13 protein-coding genes are annotated in these 17,387 nt (G+C 67.3%); 7 read left to right on the top strand and 6 right to left on the bottom strand.

Annotated elements, in window-relative coordinates:
- Positions 1-189: 189 nt before the first annotated feature.
- Genes E0H45_RS19520 through E0H45_RS19500 form a run of 5 tightly spaced genes read left to right on the top strand, consistent with a single transcriptional unit; the run spans position 190 to position 5,707 of the window.
- Positions 190-2,031: an ABC transporter substrate-binding protein gene (locus tag E0H45_RS19520; RefSeq protein ID WP_131339216.1), complete on the top strand. Its 1,842-nt coding sequence runs from the start codon at positions 190-192 to the stop codon at positions 2,029-2,031.
- On the top strand, positions 2,028-3,125 hold the full coding sequence (locus E0H45_RS19515) for an ABC transporter permease (RefSeq protein ID WP_131339214.1): 1,098 nt from the start codon (positions 2,028-2,030) through the stop codon (positions 3,123-3,125). Before E0H45_RS19520 ends, E0H45_RS19515 begins: the two co-directional genes overlap by 4 nt.
- 2 nt (positions 3,126-3,127) lie before the next feature.
- On the top strand, positions 3,128-4,009 hold the full coding sequence (locus E0H45_RS19510) for an ABC transporter permease (protein ID WP_131339213.1): 882 nt from the start codon (positions 3,128-3,130) through the stop codon (positions 4,007-4,009).
- Positions 4,002-4,823 carry an ABC transporter ATP-binding protein gene (locus E0H45_RS19505; RefSeq protein WP_131339211.1) on the top strand — a complete coding sequence of 274 codons (822 nt, stop codon included), beginning with the start codon at positions 4,002-4,004 and terminating at the stop codon, positions 4,821-4,823. Before E0H45_RS19510 ends, E0H45_RS19505 begins: the two co-directional genes overlap by 8 nt.
- A complete protein-coding gene (locus E0H45_RS19500) occupies positions 4,820-5,707 on the top strand; it encodes an ABC transporter ATP-binding protein (RefSeq protein WP_131339209.1) in 888 nt (295 codons plus the stop codon). The genes E0H45_RS19505 and E0H45_RS19500 overlap by 4 nt, the downstream gene beginning before the upstream one ends.
- On the opposite strand, the gene E0H45_RS19495 is transcribed toward E0H45_RS19500, so the two are convergent.
- On the bottom strand, positions 5,704-6,495 hold the full coding sequence (locus E0H45_RS19495) for a class I SAM-dependent methyltransferase (RefSeq protein ID WP_165546520.1): 792 nt from the start codon (positions 6,493-6,495) through the stop codon (positions 5,704-5,706). The two genes, E0H45_RS19500 and E0H45_RS19495, sit on opposite strands and share 4 nt — an antisense overlap.
- A gap of 42 nt (positions 6,496-6,537) precedes the next feature.
- Positions 6,538-9,345: an AfsR/SARP family transcriptional regulator gene (locus tag E0H45_RS19490; protein ID WP_131339205.1), complete on the bottom strand. Its 2,808-nt coding sequence runs from the start codon at positions 9,343-9,345 to the stop codon at positions 6,538-6,540.
- A 127-nt stretch (positions 9,346-9,472) separates the two neighbouring features.
- On the opposite strand from E0H45_RS19490, the gene E0H45_RS19485 reads away from it, so the two are divergent.
- The gene (locus tag E0H45_RS19485) at positions 9,473-10,093 is read left to right on the top strand and encodes a LysE family translocator (protein ID WP_165546519.1); all 621 of its coding nucleotides are present in this window, start codon (positions 9,473-9,475) and stop codon (positions 10,091-10,093) included.
- On the opposite strand, the gene E0H45_RS19480 is transcribed toward E0H45_RS19485, so the two are convergent.
- From E0H45_RS19480 to E0H45_RS19470, 3 genes are all read right to left on the bottom strand, one after another.
- Complete coding sequence (locus tag E0H45_RS19480) at positions 10,090-12,123, bottom strand: phosphocholine-specific phospholipase C (RefSeq protein WP_131339201.1); 2,034 nt, start codon at positions 12,121-12,123, stop codon at positions 10,090-10,092. The two genes, E0H45_RS19485 and E0H45_RS19480, sit on opposite strands and share 4 nt — an antisense overlap.
- A 184-nt stretch (positions 12,124-12,307) precedes the next feature.
- Entirely contained in the window at positions 12,308-12,886 is a 579-nt protein-coding gene (locus E0H45_RS19475; RefSeq protein WP_131339199.1) for a GNAT family N-acetyltransferase, read from the bottom strand.
- Between the two features lie 108 nt (positions 12,887-12,994).
- Positions 12,995-14,428 carry an HNH endonuclease signature motif containing protein gene (locus tag E0H45_RS19470; protein WP_238155097.1) on the bottom strand — a complete coding sequence of 478 codons (1,434 nt, stop codon included), beginning with the start codon at positions 14,426-14,428 and terminating at the stop codon, positions 12,995-12,997.
- A 183-nt stretch (positions 14,429-14,611) separates the two neighbouring features.
- Between E0H45_RS19470 and E0H45_RS19465 the strand changes: the two genes are divergently transcribed.
- A complete protein-coding gene (locus E0H45_RS19465) occupies positions 14,612-15,283 on the top strand; it encodes a histone deacetylase (RefSeq protein ID WP_202872398.1) in 672 nt (223 codons plus the stop codon).
- On the opposite strand, the gene E0H45_RS19460 is transcribed toward E0H45_RS19465, so the two are convergent.
- Positions 15,248-17,308 carry a M6 family metalloprotease domain-containing protein gene (locus E0H45_RS19460; RefSeq protein WP_238155096.1) on the bottom strand — a complete coding sequence of 687 codons (2,061 nt, stop codon included), beginning with the start codon at positions 17,306-17,308 and terminating at the stop codon, positions 15,248-15,250. The two genes, E0H45_RS19465 and E0H45_RS19460, sit on opposite strands and share 36 nt — an antisense overlap.
- Positions 17,309-17,387: the final 79 nt, after the last annotated feature.

The raw sequence follows: 17,387 nt of genomic DNA, 5'->3' as shown, positions 1-17,387 counted from the left end.
CTACGGGAGTCACGCAGAGCGAGCAACGTTGTCAAAGGTTGGTATATCGACTGAGCTGCGGATATGACGTCTCCGCTTCAACGTGGCAACGAACTCTTGTCAACGTTGTCAACGCTACTTATAGTCCGTGGCACCTCTCGGTCGGTGATCCGCCAGTCCACGCAATGTAAAACGGAGGTGACCTTCGTCATGAACGAAGCCCCAGCGCCGCGCCCGCAGTACGAAGATGTTGAAGACGTCGTCCGGTACCAGTTGACCCGGCGAAGCATGATCGGTGGCGGTGCCGCCGCGCTGACCGCCTTCCTGGCTGCCTGTTCCAGCGGCGGCTCCTACTCCGACAAACCGGCCAACAGCAACAAGCCGGTCGCCACCAAGTCCATCCAGATCGGCAAGGCCAACATCCCGGTCCCACGGGACCAGTCGGTGATCGTCGGTCAGGTCGAGTACACCGTCTTCGACAGCTTCAACGGGATGATCCCCAACGGATCACCGGGCGGCGCCGGCGTGGAGCTGGCCACCGAGCCCTTGTTCTTCCTCAGTTTCGCCACCGGCAAGCTCACGCCGTGGCTGGCGACCGAGTACAAGTACAACGACGACCACTCCGAGCTGACCATCAAGTTCGACCCGAAGGCGCACTGGAACGACGGGAAGCCGCTGGGCGCGAACGACTTCAAGTTCACGGTCATGGCGCTGAAGGACCGGGCCGACCTGTTCGGCGGCGGCGGCGACCTGAAGGAGTTCGTGAAGACCGTCGAGGTCACGGATCCGCAGACCGCGGTGGTCAAGTTCCTGAAGCCGACGCCGCGGTTCCACTACAACTTCATCGCGGCGATCGCGGGCGCGCCGAACAACATCATGCCCGAGCACATCTGGAAGTCGCAGGACCTGACGAAGTACAAGGACAACCCGCCGGTCCGCTCCGGTCCGTACAAGCTGAAGCAGGCGATCCGGAACCAGAAGATGTTCGTCTGGGAGAAGGACCCGAACTACTGGAACAAGGACAAGCTCGACGTCAAGCCGCAGTACGTGATCTTCCAGAGCACCTCGAAGCAGCTCGACCAGGCGTCGCTGGCGTTCGAGCGAGCCGAGTTCGACGTCGGCTCGATCGACGCGCAGCACGCCACGCAGCTGGCCAACACCGGCTACCCGAACCTGGTCACGACGCAGTTCCACGACCCGAACCCGCGGGTGATGTGGCTGAACTGCGACCCGGCCCGCGGCGTGATGGCCGAGGAGAAGATGCACTGGGCGATCAACTACTGCCTCGACCGGGAGAAGATCGGTACGTCGGTCTGGGACGTCAAGGTGCCGCCCGCGATCTACCCGTGGGCCGACTACCCGACCAACGACAAGTGGAAGGACGACGAGCTCGCAGGAAAGTACAAGTTCGAGTTCAGCCTCGACAAGGCGACTCAGCTGCTCGACGAGATCGCGCCGAAGAACGCGGCCGGCAAGCGCACCTACAAGGGCAAGGAGATCAACCTCGAGATCATCACGCCCGCGCAGGTCGACAAGGCCGAGTACGCGATCGCGAACGTACTGAAGGCCGACCTCGCCAAGGTCGGGGTGCCCGCGACGCTGCGCAGCCTGTCCGGCAGCGTGCACGACGAGAAGTTCCAGCGCGGCGAGTACGACATCGACTCGAGCTGGGCCGGGTTCGCCATCGACCCCGAGCAGCTGTACACCGACTGGGAGAGCGGCAAGGCGCAGCCGATCGGCAAGAACGCCGCCGGTAAGAACAAGATGCGCTTCAAGGACCCGGCCTTCGACGCGATCTCCCAGAAGCTGTCCGGGATGGACCCGGACAGCGAGGAGGCGAAGCCGCTGCTCAAGCAGGCGCTGGAGATCTACTTCCAGAAACTGCCGCTGCTGCCGGTGATCCAGACCGGGTACCCGCAGTTCTTCAACACCGCCTTCTGGAAGGACTGGCCGACCGACGACAACCTGTACGAGGTGCCGCTGAACTGGTGGCCGCACTTCATCCTCGTGCTCGGCAAGATCCAGGCCACCGGCCAGAAGGGACCGGCGTGACGGCGGATGCCCCGCCGGTGGTAGTTGTCGACGAGAGCCAGGACTCCGCACCACCACCTTCGGGGGTGCGGGTCTGGCTGTCGCGGCATCCGCTGGCGGCGTACGCGATCCGAAGGGTCGGCCTCTACTTCGTGGAGCTCTGGGGAGCGCTCACCATCGCGTTCTTCTTCTTCCGTCTGATCCCGGGCGACCCGATCCAGACGCTGATCCAGACGCTGCAGCAGAACTACATGTACAACCAGCAGGCGAGCACCGAGCTCATCGCGCGCTACCAGCAGGAGTTCGGTCTCACCGGGAACCTGTTCTCCCAGTACCTGAAGTACATGGAGAAACTCGTTCTGCACGGTGATCTCGGGCCGAGCCTCATCAACTATCCGACGCCGGCCCAGGACGTGATCCTGAGAGCGTTGCCCTGGACAATCGGTCTGCTCGGGATCTCCGCGGTGCTGGCCTGGATCTTCGGCGTGATCCTCGGCGCGATCGCGGGCTGGCGGCGCGGGAAACTCGGTTCCGCGATCGCGACCAACCTGTCGATCGCGCTCTCCCACGTTCCGTACTTCTTCGTCGCACTGATCCTGGTGTACATCTTCGCGTACTCGTTGGGCGTGCTGCCGGCGAGATCGGCGTACGACTCCAACATCACTCCCGGGCTCTCGCTGGAGTTCATCGGCAGCGTGCTCAAGTACGGGTTGCTGCCCGGGTTGTCGATCGTGATCATCGGGACGTTCAGCTGGATCCTGTCCACCCGGATGCTGATGGTTCCGGTCCTCGGTGAGGACTACCTGGTGTACGCCGAGGCCAAGGGCCTGAAGGGCTGGCGGATCCTGACCCGGTACGCGCTGCGGAACTGCTACCTGCCGCAGATCACCGCGTTCGGCATCTCGCTCGGCTTCATCTTCAACGGCAACGTCCTGGTCGAGCAGCTGTTCAACTACCCGGGTCTCGGGACGACGCTGGTCACCGCGATCCAGCAGCTCGACTTCAACACGATCCTCGGTGTCACCAACATCGCGATCTTCTCGGTGCTGACGGCCGTACTCCTCCTCGACCTCCTGCTCCCGCTGCTGGACCCGCGGGTCAAGTACTGGAAGTAGTGATGACGATGAGAATTCTGACCGCGGTGGTACGGACGATCCGGAACAGCCGGCGGCTGGCGGCCGGGTTGATCATCCTCGGGGTGATGGTCCTGCTGGCGTTGTTCAGCCCGTTGATCGTGAACGCGATCGGGAATGGCAAGGATCCGATCGAGGTGGCGGCGTACGAGAAGTGGCTGGTGCCCGGGCCGGGACATCTGCTGGGCACCGACCAGTTCGGCCGGGACGTGTTCGCGATGGTGATGAAGGCGCTGTCGGTCTCTCTCCAGATCGGGGCGATCGCGGGCATCATCTCCACCGTCGTGGGTGTGATCGTGGCGTTCGTGGCCGGCTACAAGGGCGGCTGGATCGACGGCATCCTGTCGACGTTCACCGGGATCCTGCTGGTGATCCCGACGTTCCCGCTGCTGATCGCACTCTCGGCGTACGCGAAGAACGTGACGCTGTTCCAGGTCGGGGTGATGATCTCGATCTTCGCCTGGCCGTTCGCGGCCAAGACCATCCGTTCCCAGGTGCTCAGCCTGCGGACCCGGCCGTACGTCGACCTGGCGCGGGTGAGCAAGGCCCGCGACCTGGAGATCATCGTCACCGAACTGCTGCCGAACCTGCTGCCGTTCATCGGCGTCGGGTTCGCGTCCTCGGCGCTCGGCGCGATCTTCGGACTGGTCGGCCTGGAGGTGATCGGGCTCGGGCCGGGCGGTGTCGTCGACCTCGGCCAGATCATCTACAACGCGATCACCACCGGCGCGCTGACGCTCGGGGCGTGGCCGATGTTCGTGGTCCCGATCGTGCTGCTGACGTTGCTGTTCGCGGCGCTCAACATGGTGAACATCGGGTTGGAAGAGGTCTACAACCCGCGGCTGAGAGGAGTGGCCGGTGAATAACGTCTCGGAAAGCGTCCTGGAAATCAACGGGCTCGAGGTCGTCTACTCCACGAACCGTGGCGACGTGAAAGCGGTCCGCGGGATCGATCTCGACGTACGCCGCGGTGAGATCCTCGGGATCGCGGGGGAGTCTGGCAGCGGGAAGAGCACGCTCGCGGTCGCACTGCTCCGGCTCCTGAAGGCGCCGGGCAAGGTGACCGGCGGCTCTGTGGTGTTCAACCCGGCCGGCCGTTCGCCCGTGGACCTGCTGAAGGTGCACGGCGAGGAACTGCGGGTCCTGCGGTGGAGCTCTCTCTCGTATCTCCCGCAGGGCTCGATGAGCTCGCTGAACCCGGTGATGCGCGTGCAGGACCAGTTCAAGGACGTGATCCTGGAGCACGCGCCGGATCGCAGGAACTCCTTGCACGAGATGATCCCGCGGTTGCTCGCACAGGTGGGTCTCGAGCCGCGGGTGGCCAAGATGTACCCGCATGAGCTGTCCGGCGGGATGAAGCAGCGGGTGCTGATGGCGATCGCGGTCGCGCTCGAACCCGACCTGGTGATCGCGGACGAGCCGACCACCGCGCTGGACGTGACGATCCAGCGGGTGATCCTGCAGTCGCTCGCGGATCTGCGCACCGATTTCGGCGTGACCCTGATGGTGATCTCGCACGACATGGGCGTGCACGCACAGCTCGCGGACCGGGTCGCGGTGATGTACGAGGGTGAGTTGGTCGAGGTCGGCGACGTACGGCAGGTGTTCAAGGATCCGCGGGATCCCTACACGCGGCAGCTGATCGAGTCCATCCCGAAGCTAGGACGGAGGGCATCGTGAAGTCGGAACTCGAACTTCGTGGCGTACAGCAACGATTCCACGCCCGTGGGGTCGCCGACGGCTACATCACCGCGGTGGACGACGTGAGCTTCAGCCTGGCCGCGTCGCCGCCGCAGATCATCAGCCTGGTCGGCCAGAGCGGCAGCGGGAAGAGCACGATCGCCCGCAACGTCCTCGGCCTGCAGAAACCCACGGCCGGATCCGTGCTGTACGGCGGGAAGGACATCTTCAAGCTGAGCCGCGCCGAGTACGACGAGTACCGGCGCGACGTCCAACCGGTGTTCCAGGACCCGTACGCGATCTTCAACCCGTTCTACCGGGTCGATCGCGTGCTCTGGAAGGCGGTGCAGAAGTTCAAGCTGGCGTCGACCCGTGCCGCCGGCCTCGAGCTGATCGAGGAGTCGTTGCGCGCGGTCCGGCTGGAGCCGGAGAACGTGCTTGGACGGTACCCGCACCAGCTCTCCGGCGGTCAGCGCCAGCGCATCATGCTGGCCCGGGTCCACATGCTGCGCCCGTCGTTCATCATCGCGGACGAGCCGGTGTCGATGCTGGACGCCCAGGTGCGTAGGCACTTCCTGGACATCCTGCTCGACTTCCAGACCGAGCACGGGATGACGACGCTGTTCATCACCCACGACCTGTCGACGGTGTACTACCTCGGCGGCGAGGTCATGGTCATCACCAAGGGCCAGATCGTCGAACGCGGCCCGGTCTCCACGGTGATGCACGAGCCGTCCCACCCGTACACCAAGCTTCTCCTCGACTCCATCCCCCAACCCGACCCCGACCAACGCTGGACCACCCGCATCGCCGTCGACGAGCTGGAACGCGTCGACGACGCGAACCCCGCCGACACGATGAAGCCGGAGGCGCCCATCCTCTAGACGACGGAGCACTTAGGGCGCTGTCCCGACGTACACAAGAACTGGTAGAACCACGCGCTGAAGGACGGGTCGGTCATCAGCTCGCGGTAGCGCGTCAGTTCGGCCGGGGCGGCGCCGACGGACAGCAGGAGGGCTTCTGCCTGCTGGTTGAGGTTGCGGTGCAGGAGGCAGCCGTCGGTGCCGCCCGCCGTCGTCTCGGAGTACTCCAGCGTGTGTACGTCGACCAGGCCGGCGGCAGACATCCGTGCCGCCGTACCGGCCGCCCAGCTGAAGCTGATCCCGCGGGCCGGGCTGGCGAGTTCGTGCGAGAGGTACTGCACGCGGGCCCAGAGCGCCTCGTCCTCGGCGGTCGGTGTGGTGATGGGGTGCAGGCGGCGGCCGGTGAAGTCGCCGACGACGAGCCGCCCGCCCGGTGCGAGGGCGTCGACCAGCTGGGCGAAGATCTGCTCACGCTCCGGGAGATGCATGAGGATCAGCCGCGCATGGATCAGGTCGAACGGCCCGTCCACCCCGAGGCCCTCGCGGAGGTCGTGCCGGCGAACCTCGACGTTGGCCGGCACGTCCGTCAGCTGACTGGTGTCGATGTCCACGGCAACGACCTCGGCCGTCCGGGCCGCCAGCCAGGTCGCGATCGCGCCGGAGCCGGCGCCGATCTCCAGGCAGCGGGCGGTGGGCGGCAGTCCGCGCCGTTCGAGGGACCATCGGCTCGGGGCGTCGAGGAGGTTGCCGAGATGGTCCAGATGGTGCTGACCGAGCTCGCTGCCGGTGTCGAAGATGTAGTCGTTCATCGCTTCAGCCTGCGCGGACGCGGGTGACCGGCACATCCGTGATCACCCGGATCGCGACAGCGCCCAGGCCACCACTTCGTACCGGCTGGTGAGTTCCAGCTTGTGCCGGACGTGCTCGAGATGGGTCTCGACGGTACGGCGGGAGATCGTCAAGGACCGCGCGATGTCGTCGTTGCTCAGCCCCTGTCCAGCCAGGTCGGCGACCTCCAGCTCACGGGCGCTCAACGGCCGGTCGCCGACCGTCGGCGGGGCGAGTGCCTCGACGATCAACGCGTCCTGCGCGAGTTCGCGGCCGGCGGCCATCAGGCGGCCGGCCGGGCGGGCCCCGATCTGGCGGCGCAGGCGCTCGACCGTCCCGTCGCAGAAGGTGGTCATGGTCCCGGACATCCGCCCGCCGCGCCGGCTGAGCGCGATGGCGGCGCCGGCGAGCCGGAGCGCCGCGCGGGTCCGTCCTTCGTTCGCAGCCAGGCTCATCGCGGCCCACAACCACTCGGGATCCTCGATCAGGCCGGAGGCCGCACGGATCTGATCCACGACGGCCACGAGTTGCTGCCGATGGACGCCGACATCGCCGGCCACCGCCGCGGAGAACGCGATGCCGAGCCGTGCGGTCACGTTCATCGCCGCGCCGCCGCCGTCCAGGCTCACCTCGAGCGCCTCGCGGTAGTGCGTCTCGCCTTCGGCCCAGCAGCCGTTCTCGAAGAGGGTCAGGCCGAGCACCGTGAGAGCCCAGCCGCGGCCGCGTTCATTGCCCGAACGCCTGAACATCGCGATGCTCTGCTCACACAGCTCGGCGGCGAGACCGGTGTCGCCGCCGGACGCCGTCGCGAGAGCGAGGTCCCGCAGGCTGCGCGCCGTACCGTCCTGATCGCCGAGCCGTCGGCGGAGGTCGAGGCTCTGCCGGTAGGCGTGCTGCGCGGCCGGATAGTCGCGTTGCCGCCAGGCGAGTCGTCCCAGCCGAGCCAGAGCGGCAGCACGGACCTTGGGCTCGGCCGGAGGGTGGTCCAGGAACTCTTCGATCCGGGTCCGGGCCTCGTTCACCTCGCCTCGATGCTCGGAGTAGTACCCGAGGACCGTACTCAACCGCAGCGCCAGGTCAGTGGGCCGGCTGCGGGCCCACGCCAACGCGGCCAGCAGATTGGCTTCCTCGCGTCGCAGGTCGACGAGTGCAGCGGCACGGTCCGGTCCGCGGAGGCGAGCGTCGTCATGGAGGGCAACGGCCAGGTAGTGACGGGCATGGCGGTCGCGGACCGAGTCCTCGTTGTCATCGGTGACGAAGACAGTCACGGCGTACTGGCGCACAGGCTCGAGCAGGCGGAAGCGCATGCGGCCGTCGGGCAGTGACTCGGTGAGAACGAGGGAGTGGTCGACGAGTGCGGTGAGGGCGGTGAGCAGGTCGTCGCCGAGGTCGGAAACTGCTTCCAGGGCGTCCAGGTCGAATCCGCCGGCGAACACCGCCAGGCGACCGAACAGCCGTTGCTGCGGTGGTTGCAGAAGGCAGTAGCTGGAATCCAGGGCGGCGCGCATGGTCGTGTGGCGGCCGTGCTTCTCATGCAGGAGCGGCGTCAGGCGGTTGAGGATCTGGCGCTCGGACAGCACGCGGATCCAGGCGGCAGCGAGCTCGATCGCGAGGGGGAGTCCGTCGAGTTGGCGGCAGATCTGCCGGATGGTGTCACTCGGATCGGCCGGGAAGTCTGCGTTGACGAGTCGCGCGCGGTCGGTGAAGAGCTCGATCGCGGTGCGGTGGGCGAGTGGGGGCAGACGGTAGACGTGTTCGCCGGCCGCGCCGAGCGGGGTACGGCTCGTGGCCAGGATCCGAACAGCCGGGCAGGTCGCAAGGATCTGGGTGGCGTACTGCGCTGCCTCGGTCGCGAGGTGCTCGCAGTTGTCCAGGATCAGGAGGAACGTGCTCGCCGGGTCGAGTGGCTCGCCGGCCCCGAGTCCGATCGTGTCCGCGACTGCAGTCGCCACCGAGTCGGCCGGTGCGAGTTCGACCAGGACGACTGGTGACGTCTGACGTACGGCGTACTCGCGGGTGAGTCGCGTCTTGCCTGCGCCGGGCGGACCGGCGATCGTGACCAGGCGGGACGCTGCGAGCAGGCGATCGACCCGGGTCAGCTCGGCCGCCCGCCCGAAGAACCGCGTCAGGTCACGAGCCGGGCGCTGCGGCGTGCTCCCAACTGCGGGCAGAGCGAGTAGGTCGTGGTGCAGTGCCTGCAGCTCAGGGGATGGGTCGGTGCCGAGTTCGTCGGCGAGGTGGCGGCGTAGCGTCTCGTAGCGTTCCAGCGCTTCCGCTCGTCGGCCGGCGTCGCGTAGCGCGGTGAGAAGCCTTAGCCACAACGTTTCCCGGAGCGGGTAGCGCGTGGTGAGCTTCTGGAGGTCGGCGAGGCCGGCGTCGGTCCGCTGTTCCCAGGCGGTCAGATAACGCTCGACGAGCGTGGGCGTCTCGTGCTCGTCGAACCACGGGGAGAGCGCGCTCCCGAACGGGTCTCCGCGCCACAATTCCAACGCCTGCTCGCGTTTCCCCTCGTCGAGCAGGCGATGGAAGCGCAGTACGTCGACACTCTCCACCGGCACGTCGAGGCGGTAGCCCGTCGGCTCGGTCGTCACCGCGTCGTCGCCGAGCACGCGCCGCAGTCGCCCGACGTACGTCTGCAGGCTGCCTCGAAGGCGCTGCGGCGGATCGTCGGCCCACAGCGCACGTCCGAGACCGTCGAACGAAACCGTCCGTCCGCAGTTCAGCGCGAGCATCGCCAGCAACGCCCGGACCTTGCGGCCCGGAACCCGAACCACCGCGCCGTCCTGACGGATCTCGAACGGGCCGAGCAGCCGAATGTCGAGATGTCCCATCTCACCCCCGAGAGATACGGCTACCTACTTTACCGATCGAACGGGTCGTCCCGGACTGACAGCGAACTGGCAGCGCTCGTCCGTACCGTCCCTTCGTGAACGGGCGAAGGCCCGGATCGGGGGGATCATGCCAAGCGGGACAACAGTCCTGTCCTTCTGCCTGGCGGCACTGGTGGTGCTCGTCGTACCGGGGCCGTCGGTCGCCTATGTGGTGGCGTGCAGCCTGCGCCACGGGCGCGCCGCCGGCCTCGCGTCGGTGCTCGGCCTCGAACTCGGCGCGCTCGTCCACGTCGTCGCGGCCGCCGCCGGGCTGGGCGCGGTGCTCGCGTCGTCACCTGACCTGTTCCGGCTGATCAGGTACGTCGGGGCCGCCTACCTGCTCGTGATGGGGGTGCGCGAGCTCCGACCGCCGAACGACAGCGCGCCCAAGCACCGCGCGGTGCCGAGGAGCCGTCTCCGGATGATCCGCGACGGCATCCTCGTCGACCTGCTGAACCCGAAGACGGTGCTGTTCTTCCTGGCCTTCCTCCCACAGTTCGTCCGTCCGGCGGAGGGGTCCGGACCGACGCAGATCCTCGTCCTCGGTGCCTGCTTCGTCCTCCTGGCCGTCGCCTGCGACGCAACCTACGCGACGATCGCCGGCACCCTGGCGCCCAGGATCAACCAGTCCCCGCAAGCCCGGCGCAGGATCAAACAGACCACCGGAGGCGTCTACCTGACCCTCGCCGGACTCGCGGTGCTGACCTAGACGGTCTTGATGGCTGGGTCGCTCAGGCTGGGGGTGCCGGTTTCTACGTGGCCGGCCAGGCGGCGGAGGTACGTCGTGTCGGTGGCGGTGGTGATCGAGACGTCGTACCAGCCGCTTGTCGTGGTGATGGTGCGGGTGGTGGTGCCCTTGGATAGGTCGAGGTTCTGGGTGGTGCCGGCGTACGTGTTGGTGATCGTGATGCGGCGGGCGGTGTCCGACGTCAGGGTCAGGTCGACGTTGCCGGTGGTGGCGTTCTCGCGGGCGGCGAGTTCCAGGCCGGTCGCGGGCTTGCCCTTGAAGGTGCGGAGGAAGCCGTTCGGGCCGTGGACGGTGAGGTCGGTGACGCCGGCCGAGTAGATCGGGTTCCAGCTGTCGGCGACGGTCTTGCCGGCCTCGGTGGTGTAGGTCCACGGGCCGTCGGTACGGTTCGCGGACGTGATCAGGAACTGGGCGCCCGCGTGCGCCCCGGAGCTGAAGGTCAGCCTGTACTTGCTGTCGGCAACGGCTCCGTCGACGACCGGTGCGTAGGGCAACGGCCGGGTACGGCGGCGGCCGCGTTCCTGCGCCGGGACCTTGCCGACCGCGGGCGGTGTCGGCACGTAGTCCGGGTGCCGCTTGTTGTCCGGCGGCTCGTACGCGCTGGTGTCCGGGAGCGTGGCCGGCCGCGTCTCCGCCGTACCGAAGTCGAACGCCGATGTCAGGTCGCCGCAGATCGCCCGCCGCCACGGCGAGATGTTCGGTTCGTGGACGCCGAAACGGGACTCCATGAAGCGGATGATCGACGTGTGGTCGAACACCTCGGAGCAGGTGTAGCCGCCGGTGCTCCACGGCGACACCACGAGCATCGGCACCCGCTGACCGAGACCGTAGGCGCCGTGCGCGGCCTTCGACCCGGTGTACAGATCGGGACCCGGGTTGACGGTCGACAGGCCCTGTGATGCGGACATCGGCGGGTACGGCGGTACGACGTGGTCGAAGAAGCCGTCGTTCTCGTCGTACGTGATGAACAGCGCGGTCTTGCTCCACACCTCGGGGTTCGCCGTGAGCGCGTCGAGGACCTGGGAGATGTACCAGGCGCCGTAGTTGGCCGGCCAGTTCGGGTGCTCGGTGAACGCCTCCGGCGCCGCGATCCAGGAGATCTTCGGCAGCCGGTTGTTCTGCACATCGGCGGTGAGCTGTGCGAACAGGCTCTCGCCGGCCTTCGCGTTCGTGCCGGTGCGGGCCTTGTCGTACAACGGGCTCCCGGGCTGCGCGTTGCGGTAGTTGTTGAAGTACAGCAGCGAGTTGTCGCCGTAGTTGCCGCGGTACGCGTCGTCGATCCAGCCCCACCCGTGGTCGCCGTCGAGGCCGTCACCGATGTCCTGGTAGATCTTCCACGAGACGCCGGCCTGCTCGAGCCGTTCCGGGTACGTCGCCCAGCCGTAGCCGGCCTCGTCGTTGCCGAGGACCGGGCCGTCGCCGGTGCCGTCGTTACCCGTGTAGCCGGTCCACATGTAGTACCGGTTCGGGTCGGTGGAGCCCATGAACGAGCAGTGGTACGCGTCGCACAGCGTGAACTTGTCCGCGAGCGCGTAGTGGAACGGGATGTCCTCGCGGGTCAGGTACGCCATCGTGGTCGACGTCTTCGCCGGGATCCACTGGTCGTACTTGCCGTTGTTCACCGCCAGGTGCGCATCGGACCAGCTGTGCGCGAGGTCCTGGATGAACTGCATCCCGAGGTTGTCGGCCTCCGGCCGGAACGGCAGGATCTCCTTGCCGAGGGCACTCTTCTGGTGCCACACCGACTGTCCACTGGGCAGCGTCACCGGGCGCGGGTCACCGAACCCGCGGACGCCGTTCAGGCTGCCGAAGTAGTGGTCGAACGACCGGTTCTCCTGCATCAGTACGACGATGTGCTCGACGTCCTGGATACTGCCGAACCGGCGGTGCGCGGGGATCGCGGCGGCCTGCTCGATGCTGTTCGCCATCGCGGCGAACGCGGCCGACGCTCCGGCCAGCTGCAGGAACCTACGGCGATTGATATCTGGCATGCAAAGCCTCCTGACGGGCGGTGGGGCGGATGGAGTCTGAAACACCAGCACTGCGTCGCAGGCACCCTAATCTGAACGATTAACCGACGGAAGATGAACTCTCCTGTCCACCCCAGGTGACTTCCAAACTATTCCGAGCACGACCTGGTGGCTCTTTGCCGAAGCGGGGCCGCCGGCGGCTGGGTCAGGTGTCGGTGCGCAGGCGGCCGTGGACGTGCCAGTCGTGCCAGCCGTCGGCGTGCTTGACCGCCTGCCGCAGCGTCCCCTCGAGCCGGTAGCCGGTGCGCTCGGCGACCCGGCATGACCCGGTATTGGCGGTGGAGTGGTGGATGTTCAGCCGGTTGAAACCGATCAGCCCGAACGCCCAGGCGGACAGAGCGTCCACTGATCGCGCGGCGACGGCTCGGCCCCGGGCCGCCGGGGTCACCCAGTAGGACAGTGAGGCTGACCCCTCGGCCAGAGAGATGTCGCGCAGTCCGACCTGGCCGAGCGGCTGGTCGTCTCCATCGACAGCCGCCCAGCTTGCCGCTGTCTCGCTGTCCCAGCGGTCAACCCACCCGGTGACCCACTCACCTGCCTCATCGAGAGTGTCGAGCCGCCGAACGTGCCAGTGCTGGATATCGGGACAGGCAAATGCAGTCCGCACCGTTGCGGCGTCGCTCCTCCGCCAGGGCCGCAGCGTCAGTCCGTCGGCTGCCAGACGCGGCTGCGCGACATCCCGCAGCGTTCCTTGAGGCAAGGCCGGATCTACGAGCAGAGGCATGCTTTTCATGCTAGCGCCGGCAACCCTCGGCCGTGGGAGTCTCCGCAGACAGCTCGAACGATAGGCCGGCGCGAGGGTAGATGGCTGCGTCAGATGCGCGTACGTCGCCTACGCCGCAGCGTTGTCGCCGCGGTCCGGGCCCGAGGCACTCCAAGGGTCCGGCGCGCGGCCGCTGTCCTGCGCGTCGCCCCAGGGGTTGAGGTGTGCGGTTTCCTCGGCTGTGATCCAGGGTGGATCGGTGTCTCTGGGCCAGGCGCGCGCGGGTGCTCCGGCACTGGTCGCGTCAGGTCTGCTTGAGCCGCGCGTGGTTGTTGGTGGGCGGTATCTGCCGCGGGGGACCGGGTCCGGGGTTGCCCAGGTGGGGCGGGCGACGTCGACGATGCCGTTGGCGATGTGGATGTTCCAGTGGCCGGCATGCAGGTCGCGGTGGCACCGTTTGCACAGGAGCACAAGGTTCTCGATCTTCGTTTCACCGCCGTCGATCCACGAGATCACGTGGTGGGCGTCGCAGTAGATCGGCGGGGCTCCGCAGCACACGCAGCCTTTGTCGCGGGCAATCAGGGCTTTGCGCATGGGGCCGGTGGCGAGGCGAACGGTGGTGCCGAGGTCGAGGGGCTGCGAGTCCGAGCCGATGACGACGGGCAGGATGTGCGCGTCGCAGGCGAGTCGGCGGATGGTGGCCGCGGACAGTGCTTCGCCGTAGATCAGCTGCCCGGTCGCGTCCGCGGTCGCGGCCTTGAGGTCGTTGAAGTCGATAGTGACGGTGATGTGCGGCGTCGAACCGTGCCCAGACGTGTTGGCGGCATTGAGGACTGTGATGAGGGCGTCGGCCTGGCGCTTGTCGCGGGTGCGGGGGTCGAGGGCGCCGTCGACTGTTTTGCGTGGTTTGGCGTGGGTGTGGATCAGGGTCCGGAACAGTTCGGCGTTCTCGTTGGCCAGGAACCCGCTGAACGCGACGCCGTTGTCGGCGTTCTTCAACTTCAGCGTCTCGCGGTCGTAGGCCTGCTGCTCGGCGGGTTCGGGGCCGTCGGTGTCGAGCCGGTTGCGGACCTGTACGCCGGCCTTGCGCAGGTCGAGCGGGCCGTGCGTGCGCGCCAGCTCCACCATTTCCTGCTCGGCGACGCGCAGATCCTCGGCCGGCACCGTGTTCGGCAGTCTGTCCAGTGCGGACACGATCGCCTCGGCCTGCGCTGGATGCACCAGCACCCCAGAACCCGCACCGCCCTCGTCGCCTGCCGTCTCCGGAGCATGGTCGGGATTGGGATCGGGGAGCGCGGCCGCGACAGCGGGGTACTTCGGCAGAGCGTTCGCCAGGTGTACGTCGCGGCGGGCCTCGGTGGCGTCGACGCGGTAGCGGAGGGTCAGGAACCTCGCGGTGGTGCCGGCCCCGACTTCCTTGGCGTATCCGATCGTCTCGAGGCCGGCGGTGAGCTGCAAGGCGTAGGTCTTCAGACGAGCGATCTCGGCATACGTGGCATCCAGAGCCGACACCATCTCGCCGCCGCTCATCGACCACACCGGTCGCTCCCCGAGAATCTCCATACCCACAGCGTAGACACCCCCTCCGACAGTTTTCAAAGCCAGATGCCCTTGTTTTCAAGGGAATCCAGCGATCCAGAGTTATCCACAGATCGCCAGGCGTGCGTACCGGTGCGATGATAACTGGGTAAGTCACCGAGCTGGTTCGTTGCTAACGGCAATCAGCCCGCTCCCGGAAGGGGCCTGATGGAACGCGTCTGGTACGTCGCCTACGGGTCCAACCTCGCCCTCGAACGCTTCACGTGCTACCTCGCCGGCGGTCGCCCGCACGGTGGCGCAAGGGTGTACTCGGGTTGTCGCAACCAGGACCCACCGCGCCAGTCCGTCGGCGTCACCGTCCCCGGCGGACTGGTTTTCGCCGGCGCGTCCAAGGTCTGGGGTGGCGGGTCGGCCTTCTACAACCCGTCTGCGTCCACGCAGCTGGCCGGCCGCGCCTACCTCCTCACCGCTGACCAACTGGGTGACGTGGTAGCCCAGGAGATGTGGCGCGCCCCAGGCAGCCCGTTCGCCCTCGAGGTGGCCGCACTCCTCCCCGCTGTGGACGCCATCCACACGATGGGGCCGGGCCGCTACGAGACGGTGGTTCGGCTGGGAGAGTTGGACGGCATGCCGATGTTCACGGTGACCCACGGAACGATCGCCGACCTCACCCCGGTCGCGCCCACAGCGCCGTACCTGCACTGGATCGCGACCGGCCTGATCGAGGCGCACGGCTGGAACATCCAGCAGGTCGTGGACTACCTGCATGACGCACCGGGTGTCCAGCTCGGCTGGACGCCCGGCGCGCTGCTGTCAGTGCTTGACGGCTCAGTGCTTGACGGCTCAGTGCTTGACGGCGATGCAGGTGGCGGTGGATGACTTGGTGGGGTCGCTTTCGGAGGTGGCGGTGAGGGTGATCTTGGCGAGCGGGCTGGTGCCGGCCTTCGTGTAGACGGGGACCGTGACCTGCTGGCCCGCGTTCGCGGTGGCGAGCGCGTTGGGCAGGGCGATCGGCCAGCCGTTGCTCTTCGCGGACAGCCGGTAGACGTCGCCCTTCACGTACTGCGTGACGTCCTCGGGCTGCGTGGACGTCGTACCCGCCTTGCCCGTGTTGGTAAGGCTGAAGTTGCAGGTCTGGACGCCGCTGCGGTCCGGCTTCGCGACCGTCGGCAGCAGCCGTACGCCGCGTTTCTGCGCGCCGGCGCCGTCGAGCGAGCGGATCGCGACCGTGTACGAGAGCTCGCCCTTCGCGTTGCGGTGCACGTTGGTGATGTAGAAGTGCAGGCGGTTCGCGGCGTCGGTGTACTCGTACTCGCTGCCGGAGTTCGTGCCGGCGTGGAACAGTGCGTCGGACAACTGCCGGTAGTCGCCGATCGTGATCGGAACCTTCGTGCCGTCGGGCAGCACGTAGTCGGTCAGGTTGATGTCCTGCGGGTTCGCGTCGACCACCCACTCGAACGGCGCGCGGTCCTGGTTCTTGGTCTTCGCGACCAGTACGCCGGAATCGGGCGTGAACGAGTCGGTGCCCATCCGGTCCACGACCTCGATCGTGTAGTTCTGGTACCCGCGGCCGTCGCACATCGGATCCTTCGTCGCGTCGCACGGCGCGTCGAGATCACCGGCGCCGCCGAGTTCGATGTTGACGCCGGACAGGTCGTTGGCGCCCGGGTTCACGCTGCGGGCCTTGACGTTCGCGATCACCACACCCGAGGTCGCGAGTGCCTCGCGGGAGAGTCTGAGCACGTTCTGCTCGTCGACCATCTCCAGCTTGATCTTGTTGCGCAGCATGTGTTGCGCGCCCATCGACGCACCACCGGTCGCCGGGATCATCCAGCGGCTGTGCGGGCCGCCCGGGCCGTTGAAGCTGCCCCGGCTGAGCATCTCCCAGATGCCCGTGTACGCGCGTCTCGGCGGTACGCCGTACGGGTTGTTGTAGTTGTCGCCGATGCCGAGGATGTGGCTGAACTCGTGCGCGAACACCGCCATCCCGGAGCTCTCCGCCTGCGTGGACGAGCCGCCGCCGGCGTTCGGCCAGATCGACGAGCCGGCCGCCCATGACGTCCAGTCGACGTACCGGGTCTCGGACCAGTTGCGCTGCGCGGGATCCGGCCCACCGAACTCCTCGGTGACGTCCTCCTTGGTCGGGAACTTCATCATCCCGAACTCCTGCCAGGTCGACGACTCGTCCTGGCCGGCGCTGAGGAAGAACACGAAGTCGTACCCGGCCGGTACGTCGGGACCTTGGTCGGCAACCCAGGCCGCCTGGCCGTCGGTGCGGATGTTCCGCGAGCAGTCGTCACCGGCGGGGCAGTCCTCGTCGCTCTGGAACTCCATCGCGTACTCGTGCGATTTGCCCGGCATCCGGTACGGCCCGAACGCGGTGAGGTCGACGCCGTACCGGCCGCCGGAGTCCTCCATCCAGTACTCGTGCAGCGTGTGACCGTGGTTCAGCGGCTCCGGGGTGTTCAGGAAGTTCTTGTAGAACTGCGCGGTCTGATCCCGCGGTACGCCGTTCGCTGCGGCACTCGGGTTGCCGAACGCCGTCGAGCCCTTGGGCTTGGTGATGACGAAGTCCTGGTTCGGGTAGTCGAGCAGCACGAGCGCACCCTTGAAGGTCCGCTCGGACCCCTTCACCGCGGGATCCGCCCAGCTGGTCCCAGGCGGCTTGACGTAGTCGTCCCACGTCATGTGGTCCGGGTTCTCCCAGTTCTGCGGGTCGATCGGGCCCGGCAGCCCGCTCGACAGGGTCTTCGCGACCCGGGTGTCCGGCCCCGACTCCTGCCAGGGCTGCTTCTGCGGCCAGTGCGGGTACTGCCAGGCGTTCACGGGGTCCGGGGGAGCACTCGGCGCGGCGAGTGCCATCGACGGCACCGAAACAACGGCCAGCACTGCGACCAGCCGCACAACACGACGAAACTTCCGTTGCTCAGACACGGGCGGGCATCCGATCAAAGAGGGCGGGACAACGGGACCAGCCATGAGC

Source organism: Kribbella soli, assembly GCF_004331345.1.
Lineage (GTDB): Bacteria > Actinomycetota > Actinomycetes > Propionibacteriales > Kribbellaceae > Kribbella > Kribbella soli.
Note: the sequence above shows the minus strand (reverse complement) of the source record. Positions and strands in the feature narration are given on the sequence as shown.